The following is a 16,736-nucleotide window of genomic DNA, read 5'->3' as shown; positions in this document are numbered from 1 at the left end:
ATGTGTGAATTTTTGTATATGGCGTGTATATGATTGAGATTAGAGACGTGTGGAAAAGGCTTGGAGGATTTTGGGTCCTCCGTGGGGTAAACATGCGAGTTAACAGCGTTGTCACATTGGTGGGACCCAACGGCTCTGGCAAAACTACCCTGGTTAAAATCATTGCTGGGGTGTTGGAGCCCTCTCGGGGGGAGGTGCTGGTCGACGGGAGAAGGCCCAGGGTGCCCGCCAGCGTCTTAGGCGTGGTATTCCACACGCCCATGCTCTACCCAGAGCTCACTGTCCGAGAGAACTTGAAGCTTTTTGCCAAGCTGTCCGGCGGGAGGCTTGTGGGCTGTCCCCTGGGCGTCTGCAAGGTGTTGGACAAGCCTGTCAAGGCGCTTAGCTTTGGGTGGAGGAGGCGGGTAGACGTGGTGAGAGCCCTCCTCCCCGACCCCCCCAACCTCGTAATCGACGAGCCTACCACGGGCCTCGACGAGGAGGCGAGAGGCGAGTTGTTAGACTTGTTGAAGGAGAGGGGGGCCGCCCTCCTCACCTCCCCATTCCCCCTGGGGATTGGGCATGAGGTCAGGATTGAGGATGTTCAGTATGCTGGAGGTAGTTAAGGCCGACTTCAAGGCGGCGGCTAGGAGAGTGGAGGAGCTTGTGTTTCTCTTCGTGGCCTCTCTGGCGGCTGGGGTAGTGGGGTCTTACGCTGGGAGATACGCAGTCTTTCTCGTGGCGTTTTTGGCCTCGCAGCTCTCGGCGTATCTCTACGTCATTAGAGACTGGGACCGCGGCGTGTTGGAGGGCCTTGTCTACTACGCGGGGCACAGCGGGGTCTACGTCTCAAAACTCGTTGTCACAAGCGCCTTGTCCATGGCCTCCACGGCCCTCTCCTCCCTCTTCATTGACCTCTCCCTCGCCCCACTCGCCGCCGCGGCGGCGTTTCTTATGTCTACTCTGGCCGCGTTGGCGGCGCTCTTCGCGGTATACGGCGGCTTGCCCCCGCCCGCAGCTACTGCAATGACCGCAGTCTTGGCCCTGCCCCCGTTGGCGATGGTGGTAGAGGGGGCCCCGGCGTGGCTTGCCGCAGTTTTTACAACTGCGATAGGGATAGTAGTGGCGGGGCTGTTGGATAGGCTATGAGGCAGGTACTGCTCGTCTTAGTTCTCGCCGCTTTGGCCTTAGCTCTGCAGAAGGGCCTTCTCGTGTTTCAAGAGGTGGAGTCGCCTTACGAGGTCAACGGCACCTTCCTGCTGTACATATACCAGCCTGGGTGTGAGGAGTGTAAGAGGCTTGAGGCGCTTTTCTCAGATGGGGAAGTCGCCGCCTTAATGTCGAAGTACAGCCTCTACACCCTTGATTTATCTAGGGCGCGTATAAGCGGCATTGACGTAGTGGTGGATGGGCAGGTGGCGTATGTGGATCACGGGGTTGTGAAATACTACGTGGTTAGGGGTGAGAGGACTTTTTTAATCCCGGGCACGCCCACGGTGGTAATAGGGGTGGCGGAGGGCGGGAGGATTAGGCTACTGGGCTTTTGGACGGGGGCGGACGTGCCTCCTGGGGTTGACCTAAAGCGTGTGTTTGTGGAATTTCTCTCTCCCAAGGGCGTGCAAGAGGGCGGCGACGCCTTCCCGTATGCCGCTTTGCTGTCTGCGTTTGTGCTAGGCGTCGCCAGCGCGTTTTCTCCCTGCGTTCTCCCAGTGCTAGGCGTCGCCGCCGTGACACATTTTGCGCGGCGGAGTTTGCCCAAGGTGCTTCTGGGGATGGTCTTGTCCTACGCCGCCGTTGGCGTGGCTGTGGCGGCGGTGGGAGGCGCAGTTGCGTATGCTAGGCAGGTCTTTCTCGCGGTGGGCGGGGTGGCTCTGCTACTGCTGGGGGCTGTCCTCCTCGTGGAGAGGCTGAGCGTCAAATACGCCGCCGCTGTCTCTAGGTTGCAGACTTTCGCCTTTAAGCGGCTTGGCTCTGCCGGCGACTTCCTCTTCGGCTTTTCTCTAGGCGCTGTGTGGACTCCCTGTATTCTCCCCTACGCCGGGTTTGCCACAGTGGTGGCGCTGGCGTCGCTTGCCGGGAACTACCTCGCCCTCTTTGCCGCGCTTCTGCTCTACGGCCTAGGCCTCGCCGCAGCCGTATACGCCGTGGTGCGGGGAGTGGCGAAGTACATAAAAGGCGGGAGGTGGGTCGAGGTGGCAATCGGCGTCCTCTCAGTGGCGGCGGGGGTCTACTTCTTGGGGCTATGCTTGTAGACAAGTTGTACGCCTTATCGCTTTCGCATAAGCGACTCAGTGTGGACGAGCTGTCCGAAATTTCCAGAAATGTGCACAAGACCTGTTACAACGTCCAAGCCTTTGTCTTTCACACGTGTAACAGGGTTGAGGTGTACCTATACGACGCCGACGCTGGCCCAGCGGAACACATTAAGCGGTCTTACGGTCCCTACGTTGAAAAAGTGGCGGAGTTCAGAGGCGTTGAGGCGGCGAGGCATTTGTTTAGAGTGGCCGCCGGCCTTGAGTCCATGCTCATAGGCGAGACAGACGTCTTGGGCCAGCTGGAGGAGGCCTACGAGTCGCAAGTGAGGAGGGGGAATCTCAGAGGTCTTCTCAAGACCGTGGTAGAGAGGGCCGTGGCTGTGGGGAAGCGGGTGAGGACAGAGACGGGGATCTCTAGAGGGCCCAGAGGTCTCGGCTCTCTCTCAATTGTGTATCTAAGCCGCCGTCTTCCACTGCGGGAGATCTCGGTATGCGTCATAGGGGCTGGGGCAGTGGGCCGCGGAGTTGTTAAAGAGCTCATAGACGCAGGGGTGAGGCGGGTGGCTGTGGTTAATCGCACTGTGGAGAAGGCCGCCGACCTGGGCGTAGAGGTGAGGCCTCTCACAAGCGAAAACGTGGAGTGGTGCCTCAGGGAGTTCGACGTAGTCTACACGGCCGTCTCCTCCTTCGAGCCCGTAGTCGTGTACGTGCCCCCCGGCTCTAGGGTTAAGCTAGTGGTAGACTTGGGCGTGCCCCGCAACACTGCGCCGAATCTGCCAGTGGAGGTTGTTACGCTGGACCACTTGAGAGAGTTGGCTGAGGAGTTTAATAGGCAGAGGGCTGAGGAGGTGTCCAAGGCAGAGAAAATTGTGGAAGAGGAAGTGGCGCGTCTCGAGGAAGTCCTTAGGAGGAGGTGGGTGGAGTTGGAGATGTCCGCCTTGCTGAAGAAGTGGTTTGCAGTGGCTGAGGAGGAGGGGGAGAGGGCCGGGGGAGGGCCGGCCAGGCTTGCCGCCATGTCGACTGTCAAGAGGACTCTCCTGCCCCTGGTGAACTACATAAAAGAAGTTGCTGTGAAAGACCTTGCGGTAGCCGAAGGCTTATTGCAAGTTCTCAAGTCTGCTTACGCATGATACACGGAAAGACCCGCCGAACTACAGTGCCCGTGGAGGCTGATGCGGCACGCGAATTTTCTGAAATGGCAAAGATACAAGGATACTCCGTAGTACGCCTAGCCTCAGACTCTCTTCGTCTTGCTGTGGAGCTTTTTCGTCGTGGTATTTCTCCTTCTAGGGGTTTAGAGATGTTTAGGCTGGTGGAGCTTGCCCTTGCCTTCGACGTCGTCCCCGTGCCTCTTCCGCTTTTGGAGCTCTTTGCCGAGAAGTGGGGAGTGTGTGAAGACGGAGACGTGGCTAAGGCGCTGAGAGAGATGGGGGCAAGGTTTGGCCAACTGGCCTCTGCCCGCCTCACCTTCCCAGAGCTGGTACAGACGGCGGCTCAGTTCTTCGCCCTATTCCCCACAGCCCGCCTAAGCTTCACCCGCCGGGGAGAGACGTGGCGAATAGTCTTCATAGCCCCCGGCGAAAAGTCGGCAAAATGCCTAGCCACATTCGCAGAAGAAGCCATACGACAATGGAAATGCCAGCCAAAAATCACCACGGAGAAAAACGTAATAACAGCAGAGATAGAGTGCAACAGCTAGAGTTTGCAGTGTTTAAGCAGGTCTCTTATAGATATGACGCCGTATAGATCTCCGCTTCTTTCCAGCACGAGTACATGTCTTATGCGGTGTTTTTCCATCTTCTTGGCCGCCTCCTCCAGCGGCTCGTCTACATAGACGTATATGAGCCCCGCGGTGGTGGCGACCTCTCTCACGGTGACTGTGAGAGGCGCCTTCCAGGCCAGGGCTCTTACCACGTCTCTCTCCGATATCACGCCGATGGGCTTCCTTGGGTTTTCTCTATCCACTACCACTAGTATCCCAACGTCGTGTTTTGAGAGAAGTTCTACGGCCTCCTCCAGCGTCTTGTCTGGGGTAATGGTGATGGGAGGCCTAGAGGCAATTTCTCCACACTTCATAGGTAAGTTGGGAGTTTGTAGATAAAAAGATTTCTCTCTTGGGAAAAGGGGGTTATTTAGACCTAGTTATTAGTAGCTTTGGCAGTTTTATGTTTAATTGGCTTAGTTGTATAGTGCCGTCGCGGATACTTGGGTAGAGGGCTAGGAATAGGCAGAAGAGGTAGCCGAGGGCCGCCGCGGCGGCCACATTGCCGTGGAGCATCTCGGGCAGTGTTAACACTGGGCTAAGGGCCACGGCAGTAGTGTAGAAGAAGGGCCATACATATGCCAAGAGCGTCATCCCGATTATCATGAATATCCATGCGATTAAGTGCGGTATGCTCCCCTCGCCGCTTCTATACGCGGAGCTGAAGCTACACCCAGCCACTAGGACCATGCCTATGCCGAATAGGAAGCCGCCAAGCAACGTGTGAATGCCCACTGGGAATAGAAACTCGCTGTAGCTGTAGCCGACGCCGTATTTGAGCACTAAGTTCGCCGTTATGGTTATGGAGAGGGCTATGGCCACGGCCCTGGCGTTTGCGCCGTAGGGGGCCAGCCGGCTCCAGAAGCCGTCTCTCAACATGGAGGTAAAGCATATATCCGCCTTCGCCCCCGCGAAGCCGTACGCCACCCCGAACAGCAGATAGAGAAGGCCTGCCATCACGCCTATTTGCCACCAGTATAGAGATAGAGCCGCCGTTATAGCCACAGCCGTGGCCAAGACCTTGCGATTGTCTACGTTGCCTCCGATGGATATCCTAATGGGTCTCGTCTTGGCTATTCTATCCATGAGCCACGTCTCTATGAGGAACGTGGCTACGTATGTCCCCATGGCCATGCCGAGGAAGAAGACGAAGCCGGAGAACACAAGGCTCTGCACGGTGGCGAAGAAGTTCCCCACGTTGCAACCCAGGGCGAGCCTGGCGCCGAAGCCCAAGAGCAAGCCCCCGATAATCGACGTAATCACCACACCCCAGTTGGCGGGCCACCGGAGACGCCACGCGCCCTGGAGCGCCTTGGCTATCGCGGCCCCCAGCATGAAGCCGAGCACTATTTGAAAGCCGGGGTTCTCCAGCGGCCCCAGGGCCTTTGCCACAAACATGGGGGAGCTTGGGTTGAAGTAGTCCCACAGATCCACCTTCACGGCGCCTAGAGTCAAAGTCTTGAGGAGCCAGCCGCCGAACTGAGTCTCGGGGCCTGTGATATACCACGGCGATCTAATCACAAGTATCTGAAGAGAGGCTACAATGCCGATGACCAGCCCAGCCACCTCAGGCCGCCAGGGCTTTACCAAGAAGTCCTTTACCCTCGACATGGTCACCCTCTCAACACTCCGCTATAGTATAGCCACTCGCCGCTGGGTATTGCAATGATCCACACAGCCGACTTAGCCTTTATAGTCTTTACCACGGACTTAGCCGCCACGTCAATTACATCTATGCCGCCAGATCCCACGACGTAGAAATAGCGCCCATCTGGGCTAAATGCGCCTTGTACAATGCCCTTAACGTCTATAGCCGTGGCAACGCGCGTGATTTCCCTGTACTCTGGCGGCGGCGATCTGACATAGACCCCCGCACCTCTCACCACCACCCAGACCTCGCCCTTGGCCATGGGATGCTCCTCAGCCATAAACGCCACGGTGCCAGAGGGGTAGCTCACCTCCTTTACAATTCTCGCCGACTTAGCCGCAACGTCCACCTCCACCACTGCCTCATAGGGCCTAGCCTCCCCCTGCAGTAATACATATTTCCCGTCGAGCGTCCAGTAGGTCATGGAGGGCTCCGTGGGAGGCCCAGCCTCGCCAGGCCTTCTAAAGTAGGCGCGCGCCACCTCCCTCCCCTCCCGGTCGATGATCAAAACGTATTCAGGCTTGCCCTCTGCCCCGTCGGCCCTCACAGGAATGGCGAAGTAGTTTCCGTCGGGCGAAGGCGCCACGTCGCACGGATTGGCGTCAGTCTTCACCGCTCTTATCACATCCAAAGTCTTGGCGTCTAGGTAGACTATCTGTTGCGCCTGGCGTTGCGCAACCACTAGGAGCTTCCCATCAGGCGATATGCCGCCGTACTGTCTAGTGTACTTGTCGTAGATCTTCACGTTCTTCACCAAGGAGAAGTCCTTGGGATCTAGGGCCGCCACATAGGACCCCCACGGCCCCTCGTATAGGATATAGAGGTACTGCCCCGGCTGCGTATAATACCGCGGCATCCAGACCTCTAGCGTGGAGGGGGAGACAAGCCTCAGTGAGGCGTTTCTCATAAGCGTATATACGTCTGCTGGCAGTCTATCTCTTAGAGGTATTTTGACGACGAGGTCGTTGGTGCGGGGGTCGATCACATATATAAACAACTCGTCGCTACCGCCTACAGTGTCAACCACAAGGGCGTACATGTAGCCAGCAATGGGTTGCGCTTGTCCCCTCAGCGCTTCTATGGTCTTCTGAGCCTCGGCTAGCCTCGACTGTAGCTCGTTCAGCCTGTTCTGAAGCTGGGTCAACTGCCCCCTAAGCTCCTCAGCCTGTTTACTTGCCTGCGCCGCCTCCTGCTTAGCCTTTTCAACCTCTCCCCGGGCAGAGGCCAACTCTTGTGTGGCCGAGGTGTATAACGCCGCAAGTATCACCAGGGCCACGACCAAGACGGCTATGAGTATAGTTGCCGCCCTCATGGCTACCCTCCGCAGGCCAGGGCCACTTTTCTCGCGGCTCCTCCGCCCAGCGCGGCGCCGGCGCCCGTTCTAAATATCAAGCCGTCGAGGGGCTCCGGCAGATTGACCACATGCGTGTTTAAAGACGGTATCAGTATCACGGTGGCCTTGGAGTCCTCCACTGCGTATACTACACTGCAAGTGGGGTCAGCATACAAAATGCCCCTCGCGTCTAGTCTCTTTATAACTCTTAGATCTGGTATAGACACCGCATATACGCCGCCGTCTGTGGAAGCAAGCAGTATCCCGCGGCAGGCCAAGAGTTGAGACACGCCGCCATCCAATTTAACCTCGGCTATCTGCCTATTAGATTTGTCAAAGGATTTTACAAAGCCGTCGCCGCCGACGAAGAAGTAGAGCACTCCAACAAACAACGACTTGCCCGAGACGGCCACCTCTCCCAACTTGTTTAAATCTCCGTCGAATTTGACGAGGGACCTCTCCGTCAGCACGTACACCACTGTCGAAGGCTCGTTTACGCCGGCGATATACACGCCGTTGGGCACTTCCACCGATTTAACTATGTCAAGAGTATCCGCCGATATCTTATACAGTTTATCTCTAGACAAGGCATATATGTAGCCGCCCTTTTCGTCTAGGTACACTCCCACAAGGCCATCAATATACACCACGTTCTTAATCTCAAGGCCCTGGGTTATCTGGAAGATTTTTCCCCGGTCCCCGTCGTAGGCTATATACATGTCCCTATAGGCCCCGGCCACCCTCGCCGCCCCGCCGCTCCACTGCGCAGTGGTTATGGGCGTGCCCATGGCGGTTAGGAAAAACGCCGCACCCTTAGGAGAGAGGGCCACGACGTATACGTCGGGAGGAGGCTGTTGAGCAGATTCAAGCAACCTATAGGCGTACTGAAGCGTGGCCGCGTTTAAATAGTAGCCAATTACCAGCCCCACCACTACGCCTACCACAAGACCCAAAGCGATCCAGTACTTCCTCGGCGTGGGGACTCCCAGCCCTAACTCCGCCATAGTCCCGCCTCTATTTTTACATATTTTCTTTTATCTATGTGAATTTTTTGCACATTAATACGTTTTGCCCTTCGTCTATCTACATGTGCGCAGGTTATCATGGCATTGTCTGTCAGATTTGGCTTTAAGTGTTGTTAACTAGGTGATTGAGAATATTTTTTACAAGCTGTGGAATAATGATTAAAATTGTGCAAAATGGGGGTCGGCATGCCCAGCTTGAAGAAGATTGGGGATGGGAAGTACGAGCTAGATTTAAAGGGCTTTGTGTGCCCCTACCCCCAGATGTATACGGCACAGGCGCTTAAGAGCATTAAGAAGGGTGAGGTCCTGGTGGTGTACACAGACAACCCTCCCTCCTGCGACAATATAAAGTCTGTGGCTGAGAGAAACGGTAGCAAAGTCGTCGCCATGGACATGCCTGAGAAGGGCGTTTGGCGCATTGTGATAGAGAGGTAATGGCCTTTGGAATCATAGTGGGGAGCGGCGACTTTGTGAGACTGTACGAATTTGCCACGCTTGTGTCTACGCTGGTGGCCAGGGGCGAGGAGGTTAGCATATTCGTCACCGGGGAGGCTGTCAAGGCGTTTAAAAAAGAGTACGCCCCTCCCCTATCCTCGCCAGAGCACAAGAGAATCGTGGAGTTGGGCGTGGATTGGAAGTCCCTGCTCTCTACAGCGAAGTCCATAGGGAGCGTCAAGGTATACGTCTGCGAAACGGCCAGCAAGATCTTTGGAATCTCCGAGGAGGAGTATGACCCCGCGCTTGTGGACAAGGTCACCTCAATGTACACCTTCCTGGAGGAAGTGGACAGACTAGTAGTATTTTAGCAACTGTCGGAAGAACTCTATTGTTTTTTTCTTCGCCTCCACGACCTCTGGGCTTGGGCCCTCTATCTGCCGCCAGTAAACATCGCCGTATATTGGGTACCACCTCTTCGCCCCCCTAATCCCCAGGTCTGGGGTTATCCTTATAGCATCTTCGCTGTATATCTCCTTGGGCTTCTCCACGCTTATGCCTAAGTCCTCGAGCGCCCACGCGGCGGCTATGGCGGCCTCGGTGGCCGCGGCCCATCCTGTCTTAACCACGTGCCAAACCGCGTCTCCCGCCACGTAGATATCTCTGTACTTGGGGTGCCTCATCCTTTCGTCTACCTCCACGTAGAACCCCTCGGCGTTTGACACAGCTGAGATAAACCTAGGAGCCTTATTGGGGGGCACTAAGGTGAGGTAGTCGAAGGGAACCTTCTCCCCAGTGGAGAGGTGCACCACCTTGTTTTCCCCATCCACGAGCTCTACCTCGGCGTTTATGTACTCGACACCCCTCTCCTCCAGTATTTTCCACACGAGCTCCCCCATCTGTGAGATATATTTTTCAAAGACGGCCGGGATCTTCCCCACCTGCGAGATTATGGTGACGCTGTGGGGCTTCCCCTCCTCCCTAAGTCTCCAGTCTAGGAGGAGGGCGAACTCGTAGGGCGCCGAGGTGCACCGGTAGGGCAAATTGGGGTGTACAATCACGTAGCGCCCGGCGCTCAGCTCCCTCTTGGCCAGCGCCGAGCCTAACTCGTAGGGGGTAAAGTTGTCCACTCTGCCCTTGACCTCCACTGCGCCGTAGTCGAAGACCACGCCCGGCGTCAAGAAGAGGATGTCGTAGGAGTACACCCTGGTGTCTGTGTAGACGAGGCGGTTGTCGGGGTCTATGCCCGTGGCGCAGGTCTTCACCACGCCGCCGCCGACGCCTAAGTGGACTAGGAGGTCTCCCGCGTCGGCGAGCCCCAGGGCCACGTCCACTTTCCCAGGCCCGGGCAGAGCCGCGTCTGAACACTCAAGCACCGTGGCCCCCACACCGTGGCTGTCTAAGATCATTTTCACCATGCTGCCGGCAATGCCTTTCCCAACCACCAAGACCTTAGCCTTGACGTCTGCCCCCGGGCGCCCCCTGGGCCAGATTAGGGGCAACAACGCGGCTAAGAGGGGCAAGGGGGCGAGCTTTAGGAGGTCGCGCCTCTTCATCTGTGTAAAAGGTCGTGAACCTGTGGGTTCTTAATCATGAATAACACTTCCACAAGGCCGTAAGCGAGGTTTCCAAGGAGGAGGTAGAGCCAAAACTTGGTGGACTTAAAGCCGCCCATTTTGCCCAAGGCCGCCACGTTGTTTCTAAAGCCTAGGTACACCATCATAGCCGAGTTGAAAGAGTAGAGGTTGGCCGTGGTGAACATGTAGTAGAGGAGGCCCTCGGAGTATAGGAGGTTGGGGGTTGCGGCGTAGGCTAAGTTGCCTAAAAGCGCGGCGACCGCAAAGGCGAGGGGGTAGGCGGAGGGCAGCCTAAGTGCTAGGTTGTGGGAGACGGCAGAGGCGGAGGCGGCTAGGAGCATGCCGTATGCCACATAGCCCAGATAGGTGACGTCTACGCCGTATGTTTGAAGCGCCTCTACGGCGGGGGCCTTGTTTGCCAAAAGAGCCGCTGAGAGGGCCAGAGGGAGGTAGAGGTGCCTCTCCCCCCACTTTATTGTTGCGATTACCCCCAGCATGAATGCCGCAGATGTGGTAAATACGCCGAGGATGAACAAGGGGATTAAGTTCACTGGGGCCACTACGGCGAGGGATTTGACGAAAGACGCCGCTAGAAACGCTTGGACTAGCGCCATGTGTAAAACAACCCCTCCCGCAAAAGCCGCCCACTTGGGCGAGGCCAAGTGGGCAAAGGCCGCCGCGCCGCCCAGCGCGCCAAGCGTAATCAACAAGGCGGGCTCAACTGGGGGGAGCATCGCCGCAGTAGAGATAGGGCGGTATCTCCAAGGGCTTGAACTTGACCTCGGGCTGTATGTCCATCTTCTCCACTACCTCCTTGTCCACAAAGATGACGGTGTGTGGCCAGAGCATGGGGGTCTTCACTACCTTTGCCACTTCGTCTCTCCTAACGTCAATCACGAGCACTCTCCCCCCTACGATGTCTGTGACATAGACCGCCGTACACTTGGGGTTGGCAAAGGCGCCCCACGGAACGCCCCCCGTCTTAATGGTCTTTACCAGCTTCAGCGAGGGGACTTCAAATACGTACACTAGCCCCTCCACTGGCGAGGTGGCGTAGAGCTTGCCGTTGCACACGGCGAGGCCGGGGAGGCCGGGCGGCGGGGCGTTGGTGGGAGCCACCGACACAACTCTCCCGCTCAAGTCCATGGCCACCACAAGGGCGTGGGAGTGCACCCCCACCGCGAACCTTGTGCCAGGCTCCACCAAGTGCCCCTCGCCGTATATGTACCGACCGTCTGTGGTAATCATGTGGAAGGAGAGCTGGGTGTATCTCAACACGTCGTGGGTATTGACGAATATGGGCCAGTCGTACCGCGGCGATATAACCCTTAGAGAGCCATTGGAGGGGCTGTAAAAGACCAGCCTCGGCTCCCTAATTGTCGGAGCCACCACCACGTCGCCCACCTTTATGGGGGCGTGGGGGTACATCCCAACGCTTATGCACTCCTTGAGCAGAAGCGCGTCTAAATCCAGCGCGCATACGTAGCCTCGCTTCTCGGCGAAGTTGGACACCGCTATGTACAACGTGGAGCCCACCAGGGGGGCCAGCCCAAGCTCCCCGTAGAGGAGGTGGCTCACATTGCTTGGGGCGTGCACTGTGCCATACACTTTCTTAAAGTCGGAGATGTTGTAGATGTAGATTATGGAGCCCGCCTCGCCTTGGAACACCAGGAGGAAGTCCCCGTATAGAAAGCTGTCGTACATGGGGAAGTAGGGATCTGCGTCGTAGAGGTAAGACCCCCCTAGGAACTTGCTGCCGTTGAAAACTGCCACCGAGGGGGGATTTCCCCCCACCACTATGTACAAGTCGTCGCCCACTTCTCCGCCAGAAGGCGCAAACTGCATGTACAAGAGGGCCGCAGATAGGGCGAATATGGTTAGGAGGTACAGCCTCTGGGCCACGTTGACACGCTGGCTGGGGTTTATAAACGCAATTCTCTACTCCTTGGCTAATACCACCCTCCTGGTCGTTGGGTGAGGCCCGAGGAGCCTCTCGGCGGAGGCCCTCTCGACGTTGACGGCGTAGGTGTAAGTGGTGGAGTAGATGCACCTCCCCCCTTCGCAGAGGAGGCCAGTGGTCCCGTAGTCGGGGGGCGGCAGCTCTAGGCCGAGGTTTTGCCAGCTCTCCCCTCTATCCCTCGACACAATTATGGGCCTTTTAGACTTGAGGTGCGCCGCCACCGAGCCTCCCGCGGCAGACAAGGCGTGGCAATAGCCCCCGGCCGCCCGCTTGAACTGGGCCAAGTCGTCGGTGTAGTAGACGCCGCCTGCGGCCGCTATCAGAAGCCTATCCCCCAGGGGGAGGAGGTTGTGCAAATCCTCCTCAAACCCGGTCGGCCTCAGCTCCTGGGGGGAGGGGCCTGAGAGGAGGTGCCCCACCTCCACCGTCGCCACCACCTCGCCCTTGTAAACGGCGAAGTCCGTTATGTGTGGCTCCCCGTAGAAGAAGTGCCAGCCCAGCTCCTTGGCATAGCCCCTGTAGTCCGCGGCCACTCTGCCCCTGTCGGCGTTGTAGACAATGGGGCCCTCCAAGGCGGCCAGCACCTCCCCGCCCCACTTAAAAAGGCGCCAGCACTGCCTCTCGGCAAGCCTCTCCAGCCTCCCGCCCACCTCCACGTAGAGCCCCTGCCAAGCGCATATGTACGCCCTCTCCCCGAAGTAGAGGTCGTTTACGTCGAGCTCTCTGCAACATTTGAGCGAGCCCCCCAAGTCGTAGACCCCGGTCTCTGTGGCCAAGAGCATCATAGATCCACCACGCGGGCCCCCTTTTTCACAAAAATCCCCTCGGCCAGCTCCCGCCTAGCCTCCAGAATCTCATCCCACGTATTCATGACTATGGGCCCCCACCACGCTATGGGCTCCTCCAGAGGCCGGCCAGAGAGGAGGAGAAATCTGCCAACCCCCCTCGCCTCCACCTCGCCCCCCTCTCTGTTGAACACCGCGAGCTCCCCCGCCGATACGCGGCGGCCGTTGAAGTCAACCGCGCCCTCGAAGACGTAGGCCAACACTGTGTGCCCCTCCCTTGTGGCGAAGCGGAAGAAGGCCCCCTCAGCCACTGCCACGTCCATGTACACCACGGGCACCTTTAGCCCAGAGACGGGGCCCTCCACCACCCCAGTCCCCGGCTCGTATACCCTCCCCGCCACCACCTTAACTACGGCTCCCCCATCAGCCACCACCCTGGGCACGCTACTAGCCTTGACGTTCTTATACTCAGGGTCGGACATCTTCAAGGCCCTGGGCAAGTTTACCCAAAGCTGGAACGCAGACACCTCTGGGTTCTCCACCTCCCTATCCCCCACCCTCGCCCTCCCAGGCCGGGGCATCTCCTCGTGGAATATCCCGCTCCCGGCAGTCATCCACTGGAGGTCGCCGGCCCCCAGGACCCCTCTATACCCCATGGAGTCGGCGTGGCGGACCTCGCCCTTGAGGAGGTACGTCACCGTCTGAATCCCCCTGTGGGGGTGCCAGGGAAAGCCCATTAAGTACTCATGGGGATACCGCGACCCGAAGTGGTCTAAGAGGAGGAAGGGGTCGGTGAGCTCTGCAAGAGTGGGCCCCCCAAAGACTCTGTAAAGCCTAACCCCCGCCCCATCCCGCGTCCAATTACCCCTCAAAACATGCACAACCCGAGCCATGTAACTACCGTCTTGTACAATTAAAGATTTTTGAACATAGCTGGCAGAAAGCCTTTTGACAGATCCGCAGGCTCGGCGGGGGGTTAAACCTCCACGTACACGCTGTCGCCCACGACCTCGGCCTTGTACGCCTTTATCTGAAGCGGGTAGCCGTTGAGCTCCCCCGCGCCGGTGGCCAAGTCGTAGACGGAGCCGTGGCCCTTGCACCTCAGTTTGCCCTCCTTATAGTCGCCGAGGCTGAGGAGCCACCTGCCGTGTGGACATATGCCGTAGGCGCAGTATACTCTTTCGCCGTCGCGGACGAGGACGAGCGGCGTGGCCTCCACCGTCTTGGGAACAGGCCTTTTGTCGGGTAGCTCCCCCAGCTTGGCGGCCGCCGCCCTCACCATGGCACTCTCACGTAGACTACTCCGTCCACCACCCTGGTTTGATGCCTCGGCAACGTCCTCGCCTCGCCGTGGTTGGGGTGCATCGCCACTCGCCCAGTCTTGGCGTCAAAAGTGGCGTGGTGACCCAGGCAGACCAGCTGGCGGACCTGGAGGTAGCTGTAACATCTAAGCGCTTAGAGGCGGGCGTGTTGAGTGCATCCCGCGCCTAGACTCTCTTCCGGGCTTCGGCGAGGCCCAGCCCGAGGGGGAGCTTAAGACGCTGGCCGTCCTCCTCGGCGCGGTGAAGCCCCGGCGGTGCGAGGTAGTGGACTACGCCGTCCCGTGGCCGGGGGTCAGCATGCTCGCCGCGTACTGCAACTGAAGTGTCTTTTTTGCACATTTGCAACACCTTTTATATCCCCACATTTGCCCATGGCTGTGAAGGAGGTGGGCAAGAGGGTGCTTGACCTCAGGGGGTACGTGTGTCCCTACCCCCAGTTGGCCACTGTGAAAGCGCTGAGGGAGATGGCGGTGGGGGAGGTTTTGGAGGTCATTACCGACAATCCGCCGTCGTGTGAAAACGTGCCTGCAGTGGCTAGGCGGGAGGGGCAAGAGGTGGTGGGGGTCTTCGAGGTGGAGAGGGGGGTGTGGCGCATTGTGATTAGGAAGGTGCGATGAGCCCAATCGAGCGTTTTAGGGAGAGGGTCAAGCTGTACCGCGAGGCGGGCATCGCCCTGGAGTCTCTCTCGCTTGGTTGCTCTGTGAAGGTGGACCTCTACGACGTGTTGTACCCCGCCATCCAGCTCCTGAGGGACGAGGTGTCGAAGCTCAACCTAGTCATTGCCCCCAGGGAGGACGCGGCCATTGTAAGGGGGGAGGAGGCCCAGCTGATGAGGGTCTTCCTCGACGTGGAGAACCCACAGCTCGACGCCGCGGCTGTGGAGTCCTTTGCCCCCTCTCTGGCGGTGGTGCTTGTGCAACTCTACATGGCCAAGGCCGCTTCGGCGGAGAGATTCGCCGAGTACGCCGCGAGGCTCTACAAGGCGCTTGGCTCCACCCGGCACAGGGTGTGGCTCGGCAAGGGGCACAGCATAGTGAGCACGAAGCAGGGCGCGGAGTTCTTCATGGTAGACTTCTTAAAGACCTACGGCGAGGGGGGCTACATCCTCGCCAACAACGACACTATCCAAGTGATAGACCCCTCCGAGGACTTGGACTCCCCACTCCAGGTGGCCGTGGCGATAAACAACGCCCTCAACGACCTCTACGTCAAAGGCGTCTACAAAGACGTCCACATAGCCCCCATATACGACGCGCCTGAGCGCTGGTACGAGGGGGTGGAGAAGAGCTACCTAGCCCACGCCTCTAGGCTGGGCAAAGTGGTGGAGGCCCCCCTCCCCCGCCGGGGCTACCTCCTCCTGGGCGCCACGGCGTGGGGCTACCTGGACAGGGAGCCCCCCACCTTCTACAGAGAGTTGGACAGAGGGTTCGTGGTGGTGGTCACTAGGCCCTTCGGGGAACTTGCCTACTTCACCACCTACGTGGCCATCCACGCAGACGAGGAGCTTCTAAAGGCCTTCGAGTCCTCGGTGATGCCCCTTGAGGAGTTTGAGAGAGAGAAGAGGAGAGTCCTCGAGCTTATGGCCACTCCCAACGCCGAGGTGGCCAAGGTGATATACCGCCACCTGCCGGGGCTGGGGGAGAGGTTTAGGGCTGAGGATCACATAGCCGCGACGATAGACGTCTCGGGGCCCGGGATCTTCGTCTTTAAAGAGGTGGCGGAGAAGGCCGGGGTAGACATAGAGCTGTTCGAAGTGCCCCTCCTCAACCCCAAGCTCTCTAAATTCGCCGCAGACTTCTACATTATGCCCGACGCCACCGCGGGGACCAACGGCGCGGTGGCCCTGTTCCTCCACGAGTCTCTGGCAGAGGAGGTGGTGAAGGAGCTGTCCAAGATCCCCCACCTATCCCCCAGGGTGGTGGGCAGAGTGGTGGGCAGAGGCGAGGGGCGGCTCCACGTCCCCCCGGAGGCCCTGTCCTACATATCCAATAGAAAGCTCAAGGAGAAGTTGGCCGCCCAGGCGCCCATCCTTGCGGGGCTGGGGGTGGCCAAGCCGGCGAGGGCTAGGATCTACGTGGAGGGGGACGTGCAGGGTGTGGGCTATAGGCCCTACCTAAGGTCTAGGGCCCGGGTGCTGGGCTTGACGGGCTACGCTAGAAATCTCCCCGACGGCCGCGTGGAGGTGGTTGTGGAGGGCGACGCAGACGCCATTAGGAAATTCGCAGAGGAGGCCTGCAGGGGGAGGGAGAGGTGTAGAGTGGCAGAGACCCAGTGGGAAAGGTATTTGGGGGAGTTCAAAGACTTTGAAATTTTATGATCTTAGACATCAGGGGGAGGCCCTGCCCCGAGCCGGCTCAACAAGCCCTCTCAGCCATAATGGAGAAGAGCCCGGGGGAGCTCCAGGTGGTCACAGACGACGAAGACTGCGTAAAGACGCTCAGAGTCATGTTGCCTCTGCTCGAGTACAAGGTGGAAAGGGTGGAGGAGGCCGGGGGCGGCTATGTGGTGTACGTAAGGAAGAAGGGGCAAGGGTAGTGCGCCTGGGCCGCCGGCGCCAGACGAGTCGTGCTTCACGGGGTCCCCTACGCTGGGTCTCCGCCGTCCATGGTTGCTGTAGTGACGTGCTTCTCTACGGCTCGGGTCTCCAGGATAAGA

Annotated in this window: 21 protein-coding genes; 10 read left to right on the top strand and 11 right to left on the bottom strand. The window is 58.5% G+C overall.

Going from position 1 to position 16,736, the window contains the following annotated elements; translation table 11 throughout:
- The first annotated feature begins 29 nt into the window (after nt 1-29).
- From PCAL_RS07870 to PCAL_RS07850, 5 genes are read left to right on the top strand one after another with little or no spacing between them, the layout of a single operon-like run.
- Entirely contained in the window at nt 30-605 is a 576-nt protein-coding gene (locus tag PCAL_RS07870; protein WP_011850161.1) for an ATP-binding cassette domain-containing protein, read from the top strand.
- Nucleotides 589-1,128 (top strand): hypothetical protein, encoded by a 540-nt coding sequence (locus PCAL_RS07865; RefSeq protein ID WP_193322621.1) that lies wholly within the window; start codon nt 589-591, stop codon nt 1,126-1,128. The genes PCAL_RS07870 and PCAL_RS07865 overlap by 17 nt, the downstream gene beginning before the upstream one ends.
- On the top strand, nt 1,125-2,231 hold the full coding sequence (locus PCAL_RS07860; RefSeq protein ID WP_011850159.1) for a cytochrome c biogenesis protein CcdA: 1,107 nt from the start codon (nt 1,125-1,127) through the stop codon (nt 2,229-2,231). Before PCAL_RS07865 ends, PCAL_RS07860 begins: the two co-directional genes overlap by 4 nt.
- Nucleotides 2,222-3,364, top strand: coding sequence for a glutamyl-tRNA reductase (locus tag PCAL_RS07855; RefSeq protein WP_011850158.1), 1,143 nt, complete (start codon nt 2,222-2,224; stop codon nt 3,362-3,364). Before PCAL_RS07860 ends, PCAL_RS07855 begins: the two co-directional genes overlap by 10 nt.
- Nucleotides 3,361-3,933, top strand: coding sequence for a hypothetical protein (locus PCAL_RS07850; protein ID WP_011850157.1), 573 nt, complete (start codon nt 3,361-3,363; stop codon nt 3,931-3,933). Before PCAL_RS07855 ends, PCAL_RS07850 begins: the two co-directional genes overlap by 4 nt.
- Here PCAL_RS07850 and PCAL_RS07845 read toward each other — a convergent pair.
- The 4 genes from PCAL_RS07845 to PCAL_RS07830 are packed head-to-tail and all read right to left on the bottom strand — an operon-like array spanning nt 3,930 to nt 7,981.
- Nucleotides 3,930-4,310: a CBS domain-containing protein gene (locus PCAL_RS07845; RefSeq protein WP_011850156.1), complete on the bottom strand. Its 381-nt coding sequence runs from the start codon at nt 4,308-4,310 to the stop codon at nt 3,930-3,932. The genes PCAL_RS07850 and PCAL_RS07845 overlap by 4 nt on opposite strands.
- 52 nt (nt 4,311-4,362) lie before the next feature.
- Nucleotides 4,363-5,607 (bottom strand): YeeE/YedE family protein, encoded by a 1,245-nt coding sequence (locus PCAL_RS07840; RefSeq protein WP_011850155.1) that lies wholly within the window; start codon nt 5,605-5,607, stop codon nt 4,363-4,365.
- 2 nt (nt 5,608-5,609) lie between these two features.
- Nucleotides 5,610-6,956 carry a hypothetical protein gene (locus tag PCAL_RS07835; RefSeq protein ID WP_011850154.1) on the bottom strand — a complete coding sequence of 449 codons (1,347 nt, stop codon included), beginning with the start codon at nt 6,954-6,956 and terminating at the stop codon, nt 5,610-5,612.
- Between the two features lie 2 nt (nt 6,957-6,958).
- Nucleotides 6,959-7,981 carry a hypothetical protein gene (locus PCAL_RS07830; protein WP_011850153.1) on the bottom strand — a complete coding sequence of 341 codons (1,023 nt, stop codon included), beginning with the start codon at nt 7,979-7,981 and terminating at the stop codon, nt 6,959-6,961.
- Nucleotides 7,982-8,188: 207 nt separating this feature from the next.
- Between PCAL_RS07830 and PCAL_RS07825 the strand changes: the two genes are divergently transcribed.
- Together PCAL_RS07825 and PCAL_RS07820 are read left to right on the top strand one after the other, a co-directional pair.
- Entirely contained in the window at nt 8,189-8,437 is a 249-nt protein-coding gene (locus PCAL_RS07825; protein ID WP_011850152.1) for a sulfurtransferase TusA family protein, read from the top strand.
- Nucleotides 8,437-8,808, top strand: a complete 372-nt coding sequence (locus PCAL_RS07820; RefSeq protein WP_011850151.1) for a DsrE family protein — start codon at nt 8,437-8,439, stop codon at nt 8,806-8,808. Before PCAL_RS07825 ends, PCAL_RS07820 begins: the two co-directional genes overlap by 1 nt.
- On the opposite strand, the gene PCAL_RS07815 is transcribed toward PCAL_RS07820, so the two are convergent.
- The 7 genes from PCAL_RS07815 to PCAL_RS07785 form a co-directional block, all read right to left on the bottom strand.
- Nucleotides 8,794-9,993 carry an NAD(P)/FAD-dependent oxidoreductase gene (locus PCAL_RS07815; protein ID WP_011850150.1) on the bottom strand — a complete coding sequence of 400 codons (1,200 nt, stop codon included), beginning with the start codon at nt 9,991-9,993 and terminating at the stop codon, nt 8,794-8,796. The genes PCAL_RS07820 and PCAL_RS07815 overlap by 15 nt on opposite strands.
- Complete coding sequence (locus PCAL_RS07810; RefSeq protein WP_011850149.1) at nt 9,990-10,748, bottom strand: hypothetical protein; 759 nt, start codon at nt 10,746-10,748, stop codon at nt 9,990-9,992. The genes PCAL_RS07815 and PCAL_RS07810 overlap by 4 nt, the downstream gene beginning before the upstream one ends.
- Nucleotides 10,732-11,916: a YncE family protein gene (locus PCAL_RS07805; protein ID WP_011850148.1), complete on the bottom strand. Its 1,185-nt coding sequence runs from the start codon at nt 11,914-11,916 to the stop codon at nt 10,732-10,734. Before PCAL_RS07805 ends, PCAL_RS07810 begins: the two co-directional genes overlap by 17 nt.
- A gap of 36 nt (nt 11,917-11,952) precedes the next feature.
- Complete coding sequence (locus tag PCAL_RS07800; RefSeq protein ID WP_011850147.1) at nt 11,953-12,759, bottom strand: hypothetical protein; 807 nt, start codon at nt 12,757-12,759, stop codon at nt 11,953-11,955.
- Nucleotides 12,756-13,652, bottom strand: coding sequence for a pirin family protein (locus PCAL_RS07795; RefSeq protein WP_011850146.1), 897 nt, complete (start codon nt 13,650-13,652; stop codon nt 12,756-12,758). Before PCAL_RS07795 ends, PCAL_RS07800 begins: the two co-directional genes overlap by 4 nt.
- A gap of 83 nt (nt 13,653-13,735) precedes the next feature.
- Nucleotides 13,736-14,041: a Rieske (2Fe-2S) protein gene (locus PCAL_RS07790; RefSeq protein WP_011850145.1), complete on the bottom strand. Its 306-nt coding sequence runs from the start codon at nt 14,039-14,041 to the stop codon at nt 13,736-13,738.
- Between the two features lie 205 nt (nt 14,042-14,246).
- Entirely contained in the window at nt 14,247-14,420 is a 174-nt protein-coding gene (locus PCAL_RS07785; RefSeq protein WP_193322620.1) for a hypothetical protein, read from the bottom strand.
- 32 nt (nt 14,421-14,452) lie between these two features.
- Here PCAL_RS07785 and PCAL_RS07780 point away from each other — a divergent pair, with 32 nt between their 5' ends.
- From PCAL_RS07780 to PCAL_RS07770, 3 genes are read left to right on the top strand one after another with little or no spacing between them, the layout of a single operon-like run.
- Nucleotides 14,453-14,698: a sulfurtransferase TusA family protein gene (locus PCAL_RS07780; RefSeq protein WP_011850144.1), complete on the top strand. Its 246-nt coding sequence runs from the start codon at nt 14,453-14,455 to the stop codon at nt 14,696-14,698.
- Nucleotides 14,695-16,398, top strand: a complete 1,704-nt coding sequence (locus PCAL_RS07775; protein WP_011850143.1) for a SelD-related putative sulfur metabolism protein — start codon at nt 14,695-14,697, stop codon at nt 16,396-16,398. Before PCAL_RS07780 ends, PCAL_RS07775 begins: the two co-directional genes overlap by 4 nt.
- Nucleotides 16,395-16,616, top strand: a complete 222-nt coding sequence (locus PCAL_RS07770; RefSeq protein ID WP_011850142.1) for a sulfurtransferase TusA family protein — start codon at nt 16,395-16,397, stop codon at nt 16,614-16,616. Before PCAL_RS07775 ends, PCAL_RS07770 begins: the two co-directional genes overlap by 4 nt.
- Nucleotides 16,617-16,736: the final 120 nt, after the last annotated feature.

It is taken from the genome of Pyrobaculum calidifontis JCM 11548, assembly GCF_000015805.1.
In the GTDB taxonomy this organism is placed as follows: domain Archaea; phylum Thermoproteota; class Thermoprotei; order Thermoproteales; family Thermoproteaceae; genus Pyrobaculum; species Pyrobaculum calidifontis.
Note: the sequence above shows the minus strand (reverse complement) of the source record. Positions and strands in the feature narration are given on the sequence as shown.